Origin of the sequence: Kitasatospora paranensis, assembly GCF_039544005.1 — a bacterium.
Taxonomy (GTDB): domain Bacteria; phylum Actinomycetota; class Actinomycetes; order Streptomycetales; family Streptomycetaceae; genus Kitasatospora; species Kitasatospora paranensis.
On the sequence record NZ_BAABKV010000001.1, the window covers coordinates 3,316,914 to 3,334,964 of the forward strand.

Sequence of the window (18,051 nt, forward strand, 5' to 3'; positions counted from 1 at the left end):
CCGCCAGGCAAAACGCCTGATTTGGTATCAAATCGCCCATAATCCCCCTATGAGCAGAGCGCAGCGAGCGAGCCACCCCCGCCGCGACCGGCAGTCCCGACCCGCGCCGGACGACGCCGCACGCACCGAGCCGCCCACGCAGCGCCGCGCCCCGGGCCTCCCCGACGCCCCCGTCGCGCCCGGCATCCCCGCCCAGGACCCGCCGCCCGGGCCCGGTCCGCGGCCCTCCCGCCGCGACCGCCGACGGGACCGCCGCACCGCCCGCCGCGACCGGCGCCGCGCCCGCTCCCGGCTGCGCCGACTGCTGCCGACCTGGCGTCAGACCCTGGTCGGACTGGTCGGATCGGTGCCGCTCGGGGCGGCCGCGTTCGCCGCGCTGTACGTGCTGGTGCCCGTCCCCGACCCCAACGCGCACGCCGTCGCGCAGAGCAACGTGTACTACTACGCCGACGGCACCACCGAGCTGGGCCGCACCGGCTCGGTCAACCGCGAGGACGTCGGCATCGCGCAGATCCCCCTCGACGTCCAGCACGCCGTCGTGTCCGCCGAGGACCGCACCTTCTACCGCAACAAGGGCGTCGACCTGAAGGGCATGGTCCGCGCGGCCTGGAACAGCGCCACCGGCAAGGGCATCCAGGGCGGCTCCACCATCACCCAGCAGTACGTGAAGAACTACTACCTGACGCAGGACCAGACCTTCACCCGCAAGGCCCGGGAGCTGTTCATCTCGCTCAAGGTGGACCGGCAGGAGACCAAGGACGAGATCCTCGCCGGCTACCTCAACACCAGCTACTTCGGCCGCAACGCCTACGGCGTCCAGACCGCCGCGAAGGCCTACTTCGGTGTCGACTCCGCACACCTGACCCTCGCCCAGGGCGCCTACCTCGCGACCCTGCTGCAGGCCCCCAGCGCCTACGACGTCAAGGCCGCCGGCCCCGCCAACCGCGAGAAGGCCGTGGCCCGTTGGAACTACGTCCTCGACGGCATGGTCACCCTCGGCTTCCTCGACGAGAGCACCCGCGAGGCCACCGCCTTCCCCGACGTGCTCGACCCCGAGCCCACCAAGGGCCTCACCGGCCAGGCCGGCTACCTCGTCGACATCGCCGACGACTACCTCGTCCAGAACGGCGTGCTCGCCGCCGGCGACCTCAAGGCCGGCGGCTGGCGGATCACCACTACTTTCGACAAGGCCCGCCAGGACGCCTTCGTCGGCGCGGTCAAGCAGGAGCTCACCACCGAGCTCGACCCGAAGGCCCGGCCCGGCACCGACACCGACGTCCGGGTGGCCGGTGCCTCCGTCGAACCCTCCACCGGCCGGATCGTCGCCGCGTACGGCGGCCCCGACTACGCCGTCCAGCCGTACAACGACGCCCTGCGGCAGGACAACCAGGTCGGCTCCACCTTCAAGCCGATCGACCTCGCCGCCGGACTCGAAGGCGACCGCACCACCCAGGACGGCAAGCCGATCACCACCCAGACCCCCTACGACGGCACCAGCGGGCGGGCCGTCGTCGGCGGCCCGACCCCCTACGCGCCGCCCAACGAGGACAACGAGAACCACGGCACCATCACCCTGCGCGAGGCCATGGTCCACTCCGTCAACGCCGTCTACGCGCAGGAGGGCGTCGACGCCGGCCTCGACAACGTCCGGCGCACGGCGATCCGGCTCGGCCTGCCGGACAGCCTGCAGGGCATGGACCCGGCCAACACCTCGATGACCCTGGGCACTGCCACCCCCAGCGCCCTCGACCTGGCCGGCGTCTACGCGGCGCTGGCCGCCCACGGCCAGGCGATCCGCCCCTGGGCGGTCAGCAGGCTGGAGAAGCCGGGCTCCGACGAGGTGCCCGCCCTCCCCGCCCACGACGCCCGGACGGCCGTCGGCCGCACCAGCGCCGACGCCGTCACCGACGTGCTGCGCGACGCCGTCGGCCCGCAGGGCACCGGCTCCGCCGTCCAGGCACTCGCCCGGCCCGCCGCCGGCAAGACCGGCACCACCGACGACAACCGGTCCGCCTGGTTCGCCGGCTACACCCCCGAACTCGCCACCGCAGTAGGCCTGTTCCGGGAAAACACCAAAACCCATGCCAAGGAGTCGCTGGCCGGGACGGCCGGGTACGAGCGGGTCAACGGCGGCACCTTCCCGGCCCGCATCTGGACCTCCTACATGGGTGCCGCCCTCGCCGGCACCCCCGTCCAGCAGTTCGACCTCCAGCCCGGGCCCGGCAACACCCAGCCGCCGGCGTCGCCGACCCCCGCGCCCAAGCCGAAGCCCAAGCCGAAGCCGGTCAAGCCCAAGGCCGTCCTGCCCAAGCCGAGGGCCACCGTCGCGCGCCCGGCCGCCGCCCCCGCCGCACCGGCCGGACCGCCCGTCCCCTTCCAGCCCGAAGCGCCGCGGCCCGGCCTGCCCGGCCTCCCCGACCCCGGCCTGCCCGGCGGTGTCACACCGGTCGGACGGCCCTGACGGCGGCCGGCGCGGACGGTGCGGACCGCACGGACGCGGACCTCACAGGTACAGCCCCGTCGACCCCTCCGCGCCGGAGAGCCGCTCCGCGGCCACCGCGTGCAGGTCCCGCTCCCGCAGCAGCACGTACGTGGCGCCGCGGACCTCGACCTCCAGCTTGTCCTCCGGGTCGTACAGCACCCGGTCGCCCGGCTCCACGGAACGGACGCTCTGGCCGACCGCCACCGCCTCCGCCCAGGCGCAGCGCCGGGACAGCTCCGCCGTCGCCGGGATCAGGATGCCGCCGGTCGAACGGCGCTCCCCTCACCGGCCTCCGTCCGCACCAGCACCCGGTCGTGCAACATCCTGATCGGCAGCTTCTCGCCCAGCCGGTCGTGCCGCACTCGGTCGTCCCGGGCGGCCTGCTCGTCGTTCTCGCTCACGCCCTCGACCGTACCCGCCCCGCCGTCCGCGGGTGCACCGCGCCCCGGCAAGCCGAAGGCCGGGACGCCGACGCGCCCCGGCCCACATGACCGATCAGCCCTTGCGGCGCCGCTTCGCCGACGCCAGCAGCAGCAGCAGCCCGACCCCCACCAGCGCCACCGGCACCACGCGCTCCGCGCGCGGGCGGCCCTTCTCGTCGGTGAACTGCGACTTCACCTGCTCGACCGCACCGCTGGCCGCCACGTACACCCGGCCGGCCTTCTGCTCCACCGCCGCCATCGCCCGGGCCTTGGTCTGCGCGACCACCGTCGCCGGGTGCACCCGCATCGCCAGCTCGTCCAGGGTCGACGCGAGCCGCGTACGGGCGTGCGTGATGTCCGCCTCGATCTGGGCCGTCGACCGCGTCTCCACGGTGTCCTTCGTGTTCGCCTCGCCCACGCGGGCCACCCCAATCACTGATGCTGTCCTGTGCGACACCACCAGTCTGTCAGCTCGCCCTGCGCATCGCGCAGCACCACCCACCGACAGAGGTAGGTTTGCGGGGGTACGACCACCCGTCCAGCACGAGGAGAGATCCACCGTGAGCGAGCGCCTCCAGGCCGGCGACACCGCCCCCGCCTTCACCCTGCCCGACGCCGACGGCAACCAGGTGTCCCTCGCCGACCACCTCGGCCGCAAGGTGATCGTGTACTTCTACCCGGCCGCCCTCACCCCCGGCTGCACCACCCAGGCCTGCGACTTCACCGACAACCTGGAGGTCTTCTCCGGCGCCGGGTACGACGTCATCGGCGTCTCCCCCGACAAGCCGGAGAAACTCGGCAAGTTCCGTGAGACCGAGGATCTCAAGGTCACCCTGGTCTCCGACGTCGACAAGGCCGTCCTGGAGGCGTACGGCGCCTACGGCGAGAAGAAGCTGTACGGCAAGACGGTGGTCGGCGTGATCCGCTCCACCGTCGTCGTCGACGAGCAGGGCAAGGTCGAGCACGCCCTCTACAACGTCAAGGCGACCGGTCACGTCGCCAAGCTGCTGCGTGACCTGAAGATCGCCACCGCCTGACGCCCCGGCACCCCCGCCCGCGGCGGCCCCGACCGACCCACCGGTCGGCCGGGGCCGCCGCGCTGTGTCACCGTCATGTCCCGGTGGGGTCAGGGAACGGACAGCGCCCCGCGCGGGCGCCCGTCCGGCCCCTAGCGTGCTGTGCACCGGGTCCAGCAGCCCGGCAGTCCCAGCCACCACGCCACCGGGAGACCCGCCGTGCCCAGTCTCGGACCCCGCACCGCCCGCACCCTGCTCGCCGCCGGCTCGCTCGCCGCCGCGCTGGCCCTCACCGCCTGTGACCCCAGCGGTGGCACCGACGCCGCCGCGACCGCCCCTCCTCCGCCGCCGCGACCACGGCGAGCACCGCCGCATCCACCGCACCGGTGGCGCCGCCCTCCTCCCCGGCCGCCGCGCCGCCGCGCAGTGCCGCCGCGAGCGCGGGCGCCGGCCGGGGCAGGCACCGGCTGGCCGCCGGCGCGACCGCCGGCGGCCTCACCAGAGCCACCGGCCAGGACGCCGTCAGCGACGTCCCGGTCGACCCGGGCGAGATGCGGGCCGGCATGAACCTCGTCGTCGAGAACTACCTCGGCGGCGGGCGGCGGATCCTGTTCGTCGGTGTGGACAACGTCCCCGAGGACCCGAACAAGCGCCGCGAGTACCTGTGGCGCGGCCTGATCGACTACGCCGCGGGCAACGGCGCCACCGGCACCCCGGGCACCGGCACCCCTACCCGGCCGGCCCGCTCGGCGGGTCGCTGGAGTGCCTGCCGTACGGCGCCGACGCGCTCTGCGGCTGGGCCGACACCACCACCGCCGCCGTCGCGTACTTCCCGAGGACGGCACCCGCCGCCGCGGCCCGGACCTTCGCCGCGATGCGCTCCGACCTGGAGCACTGAGCCCGCACGCAGCGGTGGCGGCCGACCCCGACCGGGTCGACCGCCACCGCCGTTCCTCACCTCAGGTCAGCACGGACCGAGGTCGCTCCACACGCCCCACTGGCCGGTGGTCGTCGGGTCCTCGCCCTGCGTCCACCACTTGTTGCTGTAGGTGCGGCCCTTCCAGGACACCGTGGTGCCCGCGGTGGCGTACGCCGTCGTCGCGCTCCAGCCCGGCGCGGTGCAGGTGCCGCCGGTCGGGCTCGCGCTCGCGCTCGCCGAGGCGCTGGTGCTCGCCGAGGCACTGGCACTGGCCGACGGCGACGAGGACGGGGACGCACTCGCCGAGGCCGACGCGCTCGGCGACGCCGACTGCGAGGCGGACGCGCTCGGCGACGAGGTCGCACCGCTCGCACCGCGGGTCCAGTCGCCCGTCAGGCCGTACAGCGTGCCGCCGACGTTCACCGTCCAGTTCGCCGGGGTCGAGACCGGCAGGTAGTAGACGAAGTCGATGTCCACCGAGGCACCCGGCGCCAGCGACTGCCAGCTCGGCAGCTTCACCGACACCCGGTTGTAGGTGCCCTTCAGACCGCCCACGTTGTTCGCCGCGGTGTTGTCCTGCCGGATCACCGACAGCCCGAAGCCCGACTGGTCCTTGGCGTTGCCCGGAGCGGAGTTGGCGTAGTCGAACTGGAACTCCGTACCGCCCGGCAGGGTCAGCGCGGAGTTGTTCACCAGGTGGATCTTGGGGTTGATCGGGTAGTTCGAGTCACCCAGCGCGAAGTTGGTGAACGACACGTCGATCGGCAGGGTCTGCTGCGGCAGCGCGATCGTGGAGCGCGTCGCGCCGTATGCCGACGCCGCCTTGAATTTGTCGTACATGACCGAGGTCAGCGTCGAGCCCTGGACGTACTCGCCCTTGCCGCCGTTGGCCGTGGCGTCCCACCGGTAGTCGCCCGCCAGCTCCCAGATCATCGCGCCGCCGGCGCCCTGCGCCACCACGTAGTCGGCCTTCGCCGCCACCGACTGGTCGTCCTCGGTGGACAGGAACACCTTCTTGGTGCTGTTCCACAGCCACGGCGCGACCAGCGACGAGCTGTAGTTGCGGGTGTACGTGCCCTGCAGTGCGGTGTCCGTCAGTCCGTACTTCCCCAGGTAGTCCGGGACGACCCCGGCCTCCAGGTTCTTCGCGTGCCACATCGGGTTGGAGCCCGCCGGGGCCTCCTTGCCGTTGTCGTCCAGGTCGTGCCAGAGGTTGTCGATCCCGACCGCGCCGTCACCACAGGTCGTCAGCCCCGAACCCGCCGGGCAGGTCGTCGTCGACGCCGTCCCCCACAGGCCGTTGGTGCCACCCGTCACGTTCTTGAACCCGCGCGTGTAGTACGGCAGTCCGACGTTGATCCGGCCCGCCGGCATCGCCCCGCGGAAGTAGTGGAACGCCCAGTCGGTGTTCAGGTACCCGATCCCGCCGTACTGCGAGGTCCCGTACACGTTCGCGGACGCCAGCTCCGCGTCCTTGCCGTCGTCGTACAGCGACGCGTTCGGCCCCACGTACTGGTTCCAGGCGCCGTGCAGGTCGTAGGACATGATGTTGACGTAGTCCAGGTACTGCGTCACCTGGAAGGTCTCCATGCCGCGCAGCAGATAGCCCGAGGACGGCGCGGCGACCGACAGCATGTAGTACTTGCCGTCCGTGGCACCCGCCCGGTCCAGCTTCTCGCGCAGCGTCTTCATCAGCGCCGCATAGCCCTTGACCAGCGAACCGCGCTTGGCGTTGGAGATCGTGGCGTCCAGCGGGTTGCCCGCGTCCTTCATCGAGGTCGGGTACTCGTAGTCGATGTCCACGCCGTTGAAGCCGTACTTCTTGATGAAGTCGACCGCCGAGGCCGCGAAGGTGTCGATCCCGGCCTGGTTGACCGAGCCGTCCGCGTTCACCGTCATCCCGTAGAAGCCGCCCGAGGAGATCCGCTTGCCGTCGTCCCCGAGGTAGCCGCCCGTCTCCGCCCAACCACCGACCGAGATCAGCGTCTTGACGTTCGGGTACTGCATCTTGAACTTCGTCAGCAGGTTGAAGTGGCCCTTGTACGGCAGGCTCGGGTCCATCTCCGCGCCGGCCACCCCGGGGAAGGTCATCCCGGTCGCCGCGTTCGTCGGACCGTCCGTGCCCACCGACAGCTTGTTGTCACTGCCGACGTGCCCGAAGGCGTAGTTGAGGTGGGTCACCTTGTCCCACGGGATGTCGTTCACCAGGTAGGCGGGCGTGCCGTCCTGCCCGGTGCGCCAGCCTGTGAAGTAGCCGATGATCCGGCGCTGGTGGTCGGCGCCCATCTTCTCGCGGCCCGCCGCGTCGTACACGTCGCAGTAGGGCACGTCCACGCCGGGCGTGCTGTACATCCCGTCCGGACGACAGGACTGGTTGTCGGCCGCGGCCTGCGAGGGCGACGCGCCGAGCGTCGCCACCAGCAGCCCGGCCAGCGACACCGCGGCCGTCACGGCGAACGACGCCCGCCGGCCGGAGAGCCTGCGGCGGCCCGTGACGGGACGCTGCGCCGTCAGGGTTCGGTTCAACACTCGGTCCTCCAGGAGAGAGTGTCGGCGCGCCCGGGTGAGGGGACGGGCGCGCAAGTGGGGGAGGGTCGGACACACCGCGGCCGACCCACCGTCAACCACCCGGCCGCCCGCACCACAGAGTGCGCCGAAGCTATGTGGTCTGGACCACCCAGGTCAATAGGTCTGTACCAACAAGCTGTTGAAGCCCCCTCGCGACCAGCCCCGGGTCAGGCTCGGCGCCCCCGCCCCGCGCCCGGGCGAAGCCCACCGGTCGGGGCACGGCGCCGACACCCCGCGCATCACGGGGGCCGCGGACGGACCGCGGGCGCACTGCGCGCCGGAGCGACCCGCCGATCCACCGGGGTCCGCCTGTAGCATACTGACTGCAACACAAGCGGCCGTGGCGCAAAGGCGACGCAAACGGTTTAGGTCCGTTGGCCCGTGAGGGCTTGAGGGTTCGAATCCCTTCGGCCGCACAGAGTACGGCTGAGAATCGAAGGCCCGCTCGGGGAGTCCTCCCGAGCGGGCCTTCGTCGTCCGGTCAGCCCAGCAGTTCCCGTACGACGGGTGCCAGGGCGCGGAAGGCCTGGCCGCGGTGGCTGATGGCGTTCTTCTCGGCCGCGGTCAGCTCGGCGCACGTCCGGGTCTCGCCCAGCGGCTGGAGGATCGGGTCGTAGCCGAAGCCGCCGTCGCCCGCCGGCGCGGTGCGCAGGGTGCCGAGCAGCCGGCCCTCGACGACGCGCTCGGTGCCGTCGGGGAGGGCGAAGGCGGCGGCGCAGGCGAAGTGCGCGGCGCGGTGCGGGTCGGCGATGTCGGAGAGCTGGGCGAGCAGCAGGTCGAGGTTGGCGCGGTCGTCGCCGTGCTTGCCGGCCCAGCGGGCGGAGAAGATGCCGGGGGCGCCGCCGAGGACGTCGACGCAGAGCCCCGAGTCGTCGGCGACGGCGGGCAGGCCGGTGGCGCGGGCGAGGGCGTGGGCCTTGAGGAGGGCGTTCTCGGCGAAGGTGACGCCGGTCTCGGGGACGTCCGGGATCTCGGGGTAGGCGTCGGCTCCGACGAGTTCGACGTCGAGGCCGGCGGCGCCGAGGATGTCGCGGAGTTCGCCGACCTTGTGGCGGTTCCGGGTGGCGAGGACGAGTCGTCGGGTGGTCATGTGCCCACCCTAGTGACTTGTCAGCCGGTGCAGGCCTTGGTGAGGTTGCCCGCGGCGTCGCCGAGCGGCTTGAGGTCGGGGACCTGCTTGTTGTCGATGGCCTGCTGGGCTTTGTCGACCTGGGTCTGGAGGTCGGTCACGGCCTTGGCCACGTCGGTGTCACTGGAGTTGCGGCCGAGCTGGTCGAGGTCGGTGCGGAGCTTCTGCAGGGCCTGGCCGGCGGCGGTGGGGTCGCCGGCGGCGTTGTTGAAGGCGCTGCCCGCGGCGGAGACGTCCCCGGTGATGCGGACGGCGGTGTTGCCGCAGTCGACGGCACGCTGGACGGCGGAGCAGCTGACGGCGCTCAGCGGGAGGAGCAGGATGAGGCCGGCCACGGCGAGCGTGGCGGAGCGGGTGAGCCTGTCCGGCATCGGGTCCTCCGGTGAGGGGGCGTCGACTGGTCCGCTGTGGGGGACGGCCGGTGGGCTGCCCGTGGTTCCGAACGGTACGGGCTGCGGGCGCGCCGTGTACAGGATGCGCGCCCGCCGCCCGGGGTGGTTCAGCCTTCGAGGTCGCGGAGGGCCTTGCGCTGGATCTCGTCGAGTTCGGCGCAGCCGAGGGTGCCGAGGTCGAGGAGCCGGTCGAGGAGGGCGCGGTCGAAGGGGCGCCTTCGGCGGTGCCCTGGACCTCGACGAAGCGGCCGTCGGCGGTGCAGACGATGTTCATGTCGGTCTCGGCGCGGACGTCCTCCTCGTAGCGGAGGTCGAGCATGGGGGTGCCGTCGATGATGCCGACGCTGACGGCGCTGACGCCGCCGGTGATGGGCTGCCCCTTGGCGCGGAGGATCTTCTTGTCGCGGGCCCAGGCGATGGCGTCGGCGAGGGCGACGTAGGCGCCGGTGATGGCGGCGGTGCGGGTGCCGCCGTCGGCCTGGAGGACGTCGCAGTCGAGGACGATGGTGTTCTCGGCGAGGGCGCGGTGATCGATGACGGCACGGAGGGAGCGGCCGATGAGGCGGCTGATCTCGTGGGTGCGGCCGCCGATCTTGCCGCGGACGGATTCGCGGTCGCCGCGGGTGTTGGTGGCACGGGGGAGCATGGAGTACTCGGCCGTGACCCAGCCCTCGCCGCTGCCCTTGCGCCAGCGGGGACGCCTTCGGTGACGCTGGCGGTGCAGAGCACCTTGGTGTCGCCGAAGGAGACGAGGACGGAGCCTTCGGCGTGCTTGCTCCAGCCCCGTTCGATGGTGACGGGTCGGAGCTGGTCGGGGGTGCGGCCGTCGATGCGTGACATAGGCACCGAGCCTAGCCGCTGCGGGACGGCCGCGGCCCCGTCGACCGGGGTGGGTCGGCGGGGCCGCGGGGTGGGGGCCGTCAGGTCACATCATGTCTTCGATGTCGGCGGCGATGGGGTCGGCGTCGGTGCCGATGACGACCTGGATGGCGGTGCCCATCTTGACGACGCCGTGGGCGCCGGCGGCCTTGAGGGCGGCTTCGTCGACGAGGGAGGCGTCCTTGACCTCGGTGCGCAGGCGGGTGATGCAGCCCTCGACCTCTTCGATGTTGTCGATCCCGCCGAGGCCGGCGACGATCTTCTCAGCCTTGCTGGCCATGTCTTTCTCCCTGTGTCTCGGCTGTCCGGCGGTGCCGCCGGGTGCCGTCCTGCGTCGGTGCGGTGGTGCGGCCGGTGGTGACGCGGGTTCAGGTGGCGCGCTGCCCGGCAGCGCGTCCAGCATCACCCGTTCCGTCACGGTCTGCCATGTAAGTCCACTTTTGGCCCAGCTCGGCGCGCGCGCCCGGCCGGGGCCGCCGGAGGATGACGATCATCGGGACCGCGGCCCGAGCTCCCGCCTGCCTCCGCAAGTGGTCTACACCAATATAGGTGCACTCCGGACAACGAGGGACGGACCCCCGGTGTTCCGCGGCCCGCCCGCCGGCGCCGCACGCCGCGGTCGCGGCGCGGCGGCGACAGCGGTGACGGTACAGCGGCCAGGGCACTCGGAGGGCACGGATGAGCACAGCGGACGCGGCGATTCCCGAAACACCGTGGTGGCACACCTTCTACGGCGGGCTGCAGAAGATGGGCCGGAGCCTCCAGCTCCCGGTGGCCGTCCTGCCCGCCGCCGGCATCCTCAACCGGCTGGGCCAGCCGGACGTCTTCGGCGCGGACGGCCTGGGCTGGGACAACCTCGCCAAGGTCTTCGCCGCGGCCGGCGGCGCCCTGCTGGACTCCTCGCTCGGCCTGCCGCTGCTGTTCTGCATCGGCGTGGCGATCGGCATGGCCAAGAAGGCGGACGGCTCGACGGCGCTCGCCGCGGTCGTCGGCTTCCTGGTCTACTACGCCGTGCTGCACGCCTTCCCGCAGAAGTGCACCCCGCCGACGGTGCTGCTCGGCAACCAGTGCGTGGACGTGAAGTCGCTGAAGGCCGCCGCGGCGAGCTACCAGAACCCGGGCGTGCTGGGCGGCATCCTGATGGGCCTGCTCACGGCCTGGCTGTGGGTGCGCTTCCACCGCACGCGACTGGTGGACTGGCTGGGCTTCTTCAACGGCCGCCGGCTCGTACCGATGATCACCGCGCTGACGGGCCTGATCCTGGCCTGCCTGGGGCTGTGGGTGTGGCCGCCGGTCGGCCACGGCCTGACCTCCTTCAGCCAGTGGCTGTCCGACCTGGGCGCGATCGGCTCGGGGATCTTCGGCGTCGCCAACCGCGCCCTGCTGCTGGTCGGCATGCACCAGCTGCTGAACACCTTCGTCTGGTTCCAGTTCGGCGACTACACCAAGCCGGGCACCGGCGAGGTGGTGCACGGCGACATCCCGCGCTTCCTGGCGGGCGACCCGACAGCCGGCCAGTTCACCTCCGGCTTCTTCCCGATCATGATGTTCGCGCTGCCCGCCGCGGCGATGGCGATCGCCCACTCGGCCAAGCCGCACCGGCGCAAGGAGATCTACGGCCTGATGACCTCGGTCGCGCTGACCAGCTTCGTGACCGGCATCACCGAGCCGATCGAGTACTCGTTCGCCTACATCGCACCCGCCCTGTTCGCCCTCCACGCCCTGCTGACCGGCGCCTCGATGGCGGTGACCTGGGGCCTCGGGGTGCACGACGGATTCAGCTTCTCGGCCGGCCTGATCGACTACGGCCTGAACTGGGGGCTGGCGACGAAACCGTGGCTGATCATCCCGATCGGCCTGGCCTTCGCCGTCGTGTACTACGCCCTGTTCCGATTCGTCATCGTGCACTTCAATCTGAAGACACCGGGCCGCGAGGACGACGACCAGGTGGAGGACGTGACGAAGGCCTAGCACGGCCACTGGCCATTTGTTGCGCAACTCGCCAAAATCTCTGTAACGGCGGGTAATCAAGATCGCCGATCCGCAACAAGGTTTCGATTTCATAGCGCTTCCGACCTGCAATGCTTTCCGCCCTTCCCCCTCCGTCGGATGCATGTTAGAAACTGGTCTACACCACTCGTGGTGTAGACCAGTTTGCGTGTCGGGCCCCCGATGCACCCCACCGACCGCCTGTCGTTAGGAACCATCCCCATGAGTACGACTGCGCAGGCACCGGCGCCCGCTGCGGCGCCGGGCCCCTCCCAGGCGAAGAAGATCGGCCAGAGCACCCTCCAGGGCCTGCAGAAGATCGGCCGGAGCCTCCAGCTGCCGATCGCCGTCCTGCCGGCGGCGGGCCTGCTGCTGCGTCTTGGCCAGGACGACGTCTTCGGCAAGGACGGCCTCGGCTGGGACAAGGTCGCCGCGGTGTTCAGCACGGCCGGCGACGCCGTGTTCAGCAACCTCCCGCTGCTGTTCGCGGTGGGCATCGCCATCGGCTTCGCCAAGAAGGCGGACGGCTCGACCGCGCTCGCCGCCCTGGTCGGCTTCCTGGTGTACAAGAACGTGCTGACCGCGTTCCCGATCACCGAGGGTCACATCGCCGACGGCAAGTGGGTGGGCCCCACGTACCAGAACCCCGGTGTGCTCGGCGGCATCGTGATCGGCCTGCTCAGCGCCGTGCTCTGGCAGAAGTTCCACCGCACCAGGCTGGTCGACTGGCTCGGCTTCTTCAACGGCCGCCGCCTCGTGCCGATCATCATGGCCTTCGTGGGCACCGCCGTCGGCGTGGTCTTCGCCCTGCTCTGGGGCCCGGTCGGCGACGCCATCGGCCACCTGAACAACAGCCTGATCGGCGCCGGCGCGCTCGGCGCGGGCGCGTTCGGCCTGATCAACCGCGGTCTGCTGCCGGTCGGCATGCACCAGTTCGTCAACTCCTACGCCTGGTTCCAGACGGGTGACTTCACCAAGGCCGACGGCACCGTGGTGCACGGCGACCTGACCCGCTACTTCGCGGGCGACCCGACCGCCGGCCAGTTCATGTCCGGCTTCTTCCCGATCATGATGTTCGCGCTGCCCGCCGCCGCGCTGGCCATCGCGCACGCCGCCCGCCCGGAGCGCCGCAAGGCCGTCATGGGCATGATGATGTCGCTGGCGCTGACCTCGTTCGTCACCGGTGTCACCGAGCCGATCGAGTTCGCCTTCCTGTTCATCGCGCCGGTCCTGTTCGCCATCCACGCGGTGCTCACCGCGGTCTCCATGGCCGTCACCTGGGCGCTCGGCGTGCACGCCGGCTTCACCTTCTCGGCCGGCCTGATCGACTACGCGCTGGGCTTCAGCAAGGCGACCCACCCGCTGCTGATCATCCCGATCGGCCTGGTCTTCGCCGCGCTGTACTACGTGCTCTTCCGCTTCGCGATCACCAAGTTCAACCTCAAGACCCCCGGTCGCGAGGACGAGGGCGAGATCGAGGACGTCACCAAGGCCTGACGCACCACCGCTCCCCCAGCGGACCCCGCCCGACTGCTCCGGGCGGGGTCCGCCGCGTTGTGCCCGTCCTCAGATCCAGCCCAGCCGGGCCGCGTGCACGCCCGCCTGGAAGCGGCTCTGGGCGCCGAGGTCGGTGGTGAGGTCGGCGACCAGCCGGCGGACCGTCCGCTCGGAGATCTCCAGCTTCCGGGCGATCGCCTGGTCGGTGAGGCCCGCCGCGAGCAGCCGCAGCACCTCCCGGTGCCGGTCGTCGGGCACCGGGCGGCCCAGCAGGTCCGGGGGCACCCAGGCGGCGGCCCAGAAGTACTCGAACAGCTCGCGGACGAGGGCGAGCACCGCGGCGTCCCGGACGACCAGGGCCGTGTCCGGCGCGCCGCCGGGCGCGGGCAGCACCGCGAGGGTGGTGTCGACCGCGATCAGCCACAGCGGCAGGCTGTGCGCGACCCGGATGCCCGCGCCGGCCGCGGTGAGCTCCTGGACGTGGGCGAGCACGGCTCCGTGGCGCAGCGCGGCCGCCGGGTAGACGGTGCGCAGCCGTACCCCGTGGTCGAGGGCGATCCGTTCCCGGGCGAGCTTGCCGTCGAGGGCGGCCGGGGAGGGTCCTGGCCGGGGCGCAGGGAGAGGGCCTCGGTGCGGGCGCCGCGGGCGGCGTCCTCCAGGAGGGCGGCGATGCGGTCGGCGCCGTGGACGAGTTCGTGGGTCGGCGGGCCGGGTTGCAGGGGAGGTAGTGGCTGTGCAGCCGGGCGATGCCGTCGCCGGTGCGGCGGGCCGCGGCGAAGAGTTCGCCGAGGGTGCTGTCGGCGTCGCCGAGGAGTTGGCGGACGGCGGTGGCGACCGAGACGGCGGCGAGGCCGCTGCCGGTGCCGGTGGTGGGCTGGAGCAGTCCGAGGCGGCGGAGTTCGGCGACCGCCGCATCGAACTCGTGCTCAGGCCAGCCGAGTTCGTCGCGCAGGTGGGGCAGCGGCCGGGCCGGGTCGGCGAGCAGCGTGCGGTAGAGGGCGGTGCTGTTCTCCACGGCGGCGACGATAGTCAGCCATTCGCCATCCGGACGTCGAATTTCGCCATTCGAGACGGTCGATCCGGTCCCGGCCATGGCCGGTTCCGGCGGGTCGCGGGGGCGGTCGGGATGCGGGGCGCGCCGCCAGGATGGGCGGCATGGCGATTTCCGAGGCTCCCGTGATCTGGTTCGACGGCGCGCTGGTCCCCTGGCGGGACGCGCGGATCCATGTGCTCACGCACGGGCTGCACTACGGCACCGGGGTGCTGGAGGGCACCCGGGTCTTCGACACGGCGGACGGCCCGGCGGTGTTCCGGCTGGAGGACCATCTGCGCCGGCTGGAGCGCAGTGCCCGGATGCTGCGGCTGCCGTTGCCGCAGAGCACCGGGGAGCTGGCCGCGGCCACCGTGGAGCTCGTCCGGGCGAACGGGCACCGCGAGTGCTACGTCCGGCACTTCGCGTTCCTCGGGTACGGGGCGATGGGGCTGGACATGCGCAGCTCCCCCACCACGACGGTGATCGCGTCCTGGGAGTGGCCGGCGTACCTGGGCGGGGAGCCGTTGCGGCTGAAGACGAGCAGCTGGCGGCGGAACGATCCGAACAGCGTGCCGCCGGCGGCGAAGGCGACCGGGCCGTACCTGAACTCGGCGCTGGCCCGGCGGGAGGCGACCGACGCGGGGTACGACGAGGCGCTGATGCTGGCCGCGGACGGCACGGTCAGCGAGTGCAGCACGGAGAACGTGTTCACGGTGCACGGCGGGGTGCTGCGCACTCCCCGGCGGCGGCGGGCGCGCTGGAGGGCATCACCCAGGACACGGTGCTGGCGCTGGCGCGGGACCTGGGGGTGGAGGTGCGGGTGGAGAGCCTGCTGCGCTCCGACCTGTACGCGGCGGACGAGGTGTTCGTCTGCGGGACGGCGGCCGGGGTGGTGCCGGTCGGCTCGGTGGACGACCGGGAGTTGCCGTCCGCACCGGGCGACGTGACGAAGCGTCTGGCGGATGCGTACCGGGCGGCGGTGAGCGGCGAGGACCTGCGCCACCGGGGGTGGCTGACGCTGGTCTAGAGCTCGTAGACCGCGCCGGGGCGGGCCAGGTCGACGGGCCCGGGGAAGGCGGTGGCGGCGTCGGCGCGGTTGTGCTCGGCGTCCGTCCACGGCGGAATGTGGGTGAGGACGAGGCGCCCGGCGCCGGCGGCGGTGGCGTGTTCGCCGGCCTGCCGGCCGTTGAGGTGGATGGAGGAGAAGGTCTCCTTGCCGTCCGTGTAGGCCGCCTCGCAGAGGAAGAGGTCGGCGTCGCGGGCGAGCTCGACGAGGTCGCCGCATTCGCCGGTGTCGCCGGAGTAGGCGAGGGCGCGGCCGCCGTGCTCGATCCGGAAGCCGTACGCCTCGGTGTTCAGGTGGTTGACGCCGGCGCTGGTGATCCGCAGCGGGCCGAGGTCGAAGGTGCGGTTGCCGAGCGGGCGGAAGTCGAAGACCTCCTTCATGCCGGGTTCCTCCGGCATGTCGTAGGCGCGCGCCAGGCGCTCGGCGGTGCCGTGCGGCCCGTAGACGGGCAGTGGCGCGGGGCAGCCCTCGACCCGGTAGTTCCGGGCGACCCAGTAGGCGCAGAGGTCGATGCAGTGGTCGGCGTGCAGGTGGCTGAGCAGGACGGCGTCGACGTCGTACAGGCCGGTGTACTTCTGCAGGGCGCCGAGGGCGCCGTTGCCGAGGTCGATGACGAGGCGGTAGCCGTCGGCCTCGACGAGGTAGCTGGAGCAGGGCGAGTCGGCGGACGGGAAGCTCCCCGAGCACCCCACCACGGTCAGTTTCATGCCGAGCCCCTCCGCCCCGCCGGGTCATGGTCCGCTGTTGCCCTGCTCTACCTGCCGGTAGCGATGTCGTCGCGTTGTCGAGGGTAAGGGCCGGGCGGCACTTTGCCCCCGTCCCCGTGCCGCGCTGTGGCTGGAATCACCAGAACGGGGCCGGGTCCGGGGAGCGGTCGGGGGGTGGATCAGGGGGCGGGGTTCAGCGTTGGCCGGGGCGGTTGCGGGCCCAGGCCCTGATGGTGTCGGGGCGCCAGCGGGGGTGGCCCTGCGGGTCGACGGCGTCGGGCTCGGGCAGGATTCCGTGCCGCCGGTAGTTGCGGACGGTGTCGGGCTGGACGTTGATGTGGCGGGCGATCTCCGCGTACGACCACAGATCGGCAGACGAGGCCATGGGGTGCGCCCTTCGCGCGGGGTCCGGTGCGCGATCAGCTTCACGGTGCGGGCGGGCCGTTCCGGCGCGGACCGGGGGCGGTGGCCGTTCCGTGACGAGGCGGCAGCACGGAACGGACAAATCCCCGATTGTCACGACGGACCGGGACGGACGGGGCGGGCGGCGCAGCCGGAGCGGGCGGGGGCGGGAAACGCCGAGGGCGCGGCCCCCGTCGGGGTCCGCGCCCTCGGCGCAAGCGGCGGTCAGGCCCAGAGCTGGCCCTGCAGCGCCTCGACCGCGGCCTCGGTCGACTCGGCGGTGTAGATGCCGGTGGACAGGTACTTCCAGCCGCCGTCGGCGACCACGAAGACCACGTCGGCGCGTTCGCCGGCCTGCGCGGCCTTGCGGCCGACGCCGATCGCGGCGTGCAGGATGGCGCCGGTGGAGACGCCCGCGAAGATGCCCTCCTCCTGGAGGAGCTCGCGGGTGCGCCGGGCGGCGTCGGCGGAGCCGACCGAGAAGCGGGTGGTGAGCACCTCGGCGTCGTACAGCTCGGGGACGAAGCCCTCGTCGAGGTTGCGCAGGCCGTAGACCAGGTCGTCGTAGCGCGGCTCGGCGGCGACGATCCGCACGCCGGGGACCTTCTCGCGCAGGAAGCGGCCCACGCCCATCAGGGTGCCGGTGGTGCCGAGGCCGGCCACGAAGTGGGTGACGGTGGGCAGGTCGGCGAGGATCTCCGGGCCGGTGCCGGCGTAGTGCGCGCCGGCGTTGTCCGGGTTGCCGTACTGGTAGAGCATGACCCAGTCGGGGTGCTCGGCGGCGATCTCCTTGGCGATCCGCACCGCGGTGTTGGAGCCGCCCGCGGCGGGCGAGGAGATGATCTCGGCGCCCCACATGCGGAGCAGTTCGCGGCGCTCCGCGCTGGTGTTCTCCGGCATCACGCAGACCATCCGGTAGCCCTTGAGCTTGGCCGCCATGGCGAGCGAGATGCCGGTGTTGCCGCTGGTGGGCTCGAGGATGGTGCAGCCGGGGGTGAGCCGGCCGTCCGCCTCGGCGCGCTCGATCATGTGCAGGGCCGGGCGGTCCTTGATCGAGCCGGTGGGGTTGCGGTCCTCCAGCTTGGCCCAGAGGTTGACCAGGCCGTCGGCGTTGCCGGGGATGGCGGCCGAGATCCGGGGCAGCCGGACGAGCGGCGTGTTGCCGACCGCCTCCAGCGGGCTGTCGTAGCGCATTACCGCGCGCCGCCGGCGACCGCCGGGAGGATGGTGACGCTGTCGCCGTCGGCGACCGCGGTGGAGATGCCCTCCAGGAAGCGGACGTCCTCGTCGTTGAGGTAGACGTTCACGAAGCGGCGCAGCTCGCCGGCGTCGAGCAGGCGGGCGGCGATGCCGGGGTGGCGGGCGTCGAGGTCCTGGAAGAGCTCTCCGAGGTTGGCACCGGCACCTTCGACGGCCTTGGCGCCGTCGGTGTAGCTGCGGAGGATGGTCGGGATGCGGACCTCGATGGCCATGGCTGCGCTCCTGGGGAGGTGGTCGGGTGGCCGCTCGCGTCGCGGCACGGGGGTGTGGCCCCGGGGGTGCCGGGGCCG

General features: G+C 72.3%; 16 protein-coding genes, 1 tRNA gene and 3 pseudogenes. 8 read left to right on the forward strand and 12 right to left on the reverse strand.

Annotation, left to right across the window (positions count from 1 at the left end):
• The first annotated feature begins 49 nt into the window (after positions 1–49).
• A complete protein-coding gene (locus ABEB13_RS16030; protein WP_345706058.1) occupies positions 50–2,461 on the forward strand; it encodes a transglycosylase domain-containing protein in 2,412 nt (803 codons plus the stop codon).
• A gap of 42 nt (positions 2,462–2,503) precedes the next feature.
• Here ABEB13_RS16030 and ABEB13_RS16035 read toward each other — a convergent pair.
• Both ABEB13_RS16035 and ABEB13_RS16040 read right to left on the reverse strand, forming a co-directional pair.
• Positions 2,504–2,805: pseudogene (locus ABEB13_RS16035) on the reverse strand (GroES family chaperonin).
• Positions 2,806–2,977: 172 nt separating this feature from the next.
• The gene (locus ABEB13_RS16040) at positions 2,978–3,322 is read right to left on the reverse strand and encodes a DUF3618 domain-containing protein (RefSeq protein WP_345706059.1); all 345 of its coding nucleotides are present in this window, start codon (positions 3,320–3,322) and stop codon (positions 2,978–2,980) included.
• Positions 3,323–3,464: 142 nt separating this feature from the next.
• Here ABEB13_RS16040 and bcp point away from each other — a divergent pair, with 142 nt between their 5' ends.
• Positions 3,465–3,941, forward strand: coding sequence for a thioredoxin-dependent thiol peroxidase (gene bcp / locus ABEB13_RS16045; protein WP_345706060.1), 477 nt, complete (start codon positions 3,465–3,467; stop codon positions 3,939–3,941).
• Positions 3,942–4,584: 643 nt separating this feature from the next.
• On the forward strand, positions 4,585–4,818 hold the full coding sequence (locus ABEB13_RS16050; RefSeq protein ID WP_345706061.1) for a hypothetical protein: 234 nt from the start codon (positions 4,585–4,587) through the stop codon (positions 4,816–4,818).
• Between the two features lie 66 nt (positions 4,819–4,884).
• Here the strand turns inward: ABEB13_RS16050 and ABEB13_RS16055 are convergent, their stop codons facing one another.
• Positions 4,885–7,290 carry a chitinase C-terminal domain-containing protein gene (locus tag ABEB13_RS16055; RefSeq protein ID WP_345709689.1) on the reverse strand — a complete coding sequence of 802 codons (2,406 nt, stop codon included), beginning with the start codon at positions 7,288–7,290 and terminating at the stop codon, positions 4,885–4,887.
• 451 nt (positions 7,291–7,741) lie between these two features.
• Here ABEB13_RS16055 and ABEB13_RS16060 point away from each other — a divergent pair.
• Positions 7,742–7,823 (forward strand) — tRNA-Leu (locus ABEB13_RS16060).
• A 65-nt stretch (positions 7,824–7,888) separates the two neighbouring features.
• Here ABEB13_RS16060 and rdgB read toward each other — a convergent pair.
• The 4 genes and pseudogenes from rdgB to ABEB13_RS16080 form a co-directional block, all read right to left on the reverse strand.
• Complete coding sequence (rdgB, locus tag ABEB13_RS16065) at positions 7,889–8,497, reverse strand: RdgB/HAM1 family non-canonical purine NTP pyrophosphatase (RefSeq protein ID WP_345706062.1); 609 nt, start codon at positions 8,495–8,497, stop codon at positions 7,889–7,891.
• A 20-nt stretch (positions 8,498–8,517) separates the two neighbouring features.
• The gene (locus ABEB13_RS16070) at positions 8,518–8,907 is read right to left on the reverse strand and encodes a hypothetical protein (protein ID WP_345706063.1); all 390 of its coding nucleotides are present in this window, start codon (positions 8,905–8,907) and stop codon (positions 8,518–8,520) included.
• Between the two features lie 128 nt (positions 8,908–9,035).
• Positions 9,036–9,768: pseudogene (rph, locus tag ABEB13_RS16075) on the reverse strand (ribonuclease PH).
• Positions 9,769–9,853: 85 nt separating this feature from the next.
• A complete protein-coding gene (locus ABEB13_RS16080; RefSeq protein WP_030060521.1) occupies positions 9,854–10,087 on the reverse strand; it encodes a PTS sugar transporter subunit IIB in 234 nt (77 codons plus the stop codon).
• A gap of 398 nt (positions 10,088–10,485) precedes the next feature.
• Between ABEB13_RS16080 and ABEB13_RS16085 the strand changes: the two genes are divergently transcribed.
• Both ABEB13_RS16085 and ABEB13_RS16090 read left to right on the forward strand, forming a co-directional pair.
• Positions 10,486–11,778, forward strand: a complete 1,293-nt coding sequence (locus ABEB13_RS16085) for a PTS transporter subunit EIIC (RefSeq protein WP_345706064.1) — start codon at positions 10,486–10,488, stop codon at positions 11,776–11,778.
• 240 nt (positions 11,779–12,018) lie between these two features.
• Positions 12,019–13,293, forward strand: coding sequence for a PTS transporter subunit EIIC (locus ABEB13_RS16090; protein WP_345706065.1), 1,275 nt, complete (start codon positions 12,019–12,021; stop codon positions 13,291–13,293).
• A gap of 69 nt (positions 13,294–13,362) precedes the next feature.
• Here the strand turns inward: ABEB13_RS16090 and ABEB13_RS16095 are convergent, their stop codons facing one another.
• On the reverse strand, positions 13,363–13,785 hold the full coding sequence (locus ABEB13_RS16095) for a helix-turn-helix transcriptional regulator (protein ID WP_345706066.1): 423 nt from the start codon (positions 13,783–13,785) through the stop codon (positions 13,363–13,365).
• A gap of 235 nt (positions 13,786–14,020) precedes the next feature.
• On the opposite strand from ABEB13_RS16095, the gene ABEB13_RS16100 reads away from it, so the two are divergent.
• A complete protein-coding gene (locus ABEB13_RS16100) occupies positions 14,021–14,473 on the forward strand; it encodes a hypothetical protein (RefSeq protein ID WP_345706067.1) in 453 nt (150 codons plus the stop codon).
• Positions 14,449–15,353, forward strand: a pseudogene (locus tag ABEB13_RS16105) (branched-chain amino acid transaminase). The gene ABEB13_RS16100 and the pseudogene ABEB13_RS16105 overlap by 25 nt, the downstream one beginning before the upstream one ends.
• Here the strand turns inward: ABEB13_RS16105 and ABEB13_RS16110 are convergent.
• The 4 genes from ABEB13_RS16110 to ABEB13_RS16125 all read right to left on the reverse strand — a co-directional run bounded on the left by ABEB13_RS16110 (position 15,350) and on the right by ABEB13_RS16125 (position 17,973).
• A complete protein-coding gene (locus ABEB13_RS16110) occupies positions 15,350–16,099 on the reverse strand; it encodes an MBL fold metallo-hydrolase (RefSeq protein ID WP_345706068.1) in 750 nt (249 codons plus the stop codon). The pseudogene ABEB13_RS16105 and the gene ABEB13_RS16110 sit on opposite strands and share 4 nt — an antisense overlap.
• Positions 16,100–16,292: 193 nt before the next feature.
• Positions 16,293–16,484, reverse strand: a complete 192-nt coding sequence (locus ABEB13_RS16115) for a MarR family transcriptional regulator (RefSeq protein WP_345706069.1) — start codon at positions 16,482–16,484, stop codon at positions 16,293–16,295.
• A 242-nt stretch (positions 16,485–16,726) separates the two neighbouring features.
• Positions 16,727–17,695 (reverse strand): PLP-dependent cysteine synthase family protein, encoded by a 969-nt coding sequence (locus ABEB13_RS16120; protein WP_345706070.1) that lies wholly within the window; start codon positions 17,693–17,695, stop codon positions 16,727–16,729.
• The gene (locus ABEB13_RS16125) at positions 17,695–17,973 is read right to left on the reverse strand and encodes a MoaD/ThiS family protein (RefSeq protein WP_100890018.1); all 279 of its coding nucleotides are present in this window, start codon (positions 17,971–17,973) and stop codon (positions 17,695–17,697) included. The genes ABEB13_RS16120 and ABEB13_RS16125 overlap by 1 nt, the downstream gene beginning before the upstream one ends.
• Between the last annotated feature and the right edge of the window lie 78 nt (positions 17,974–18,051).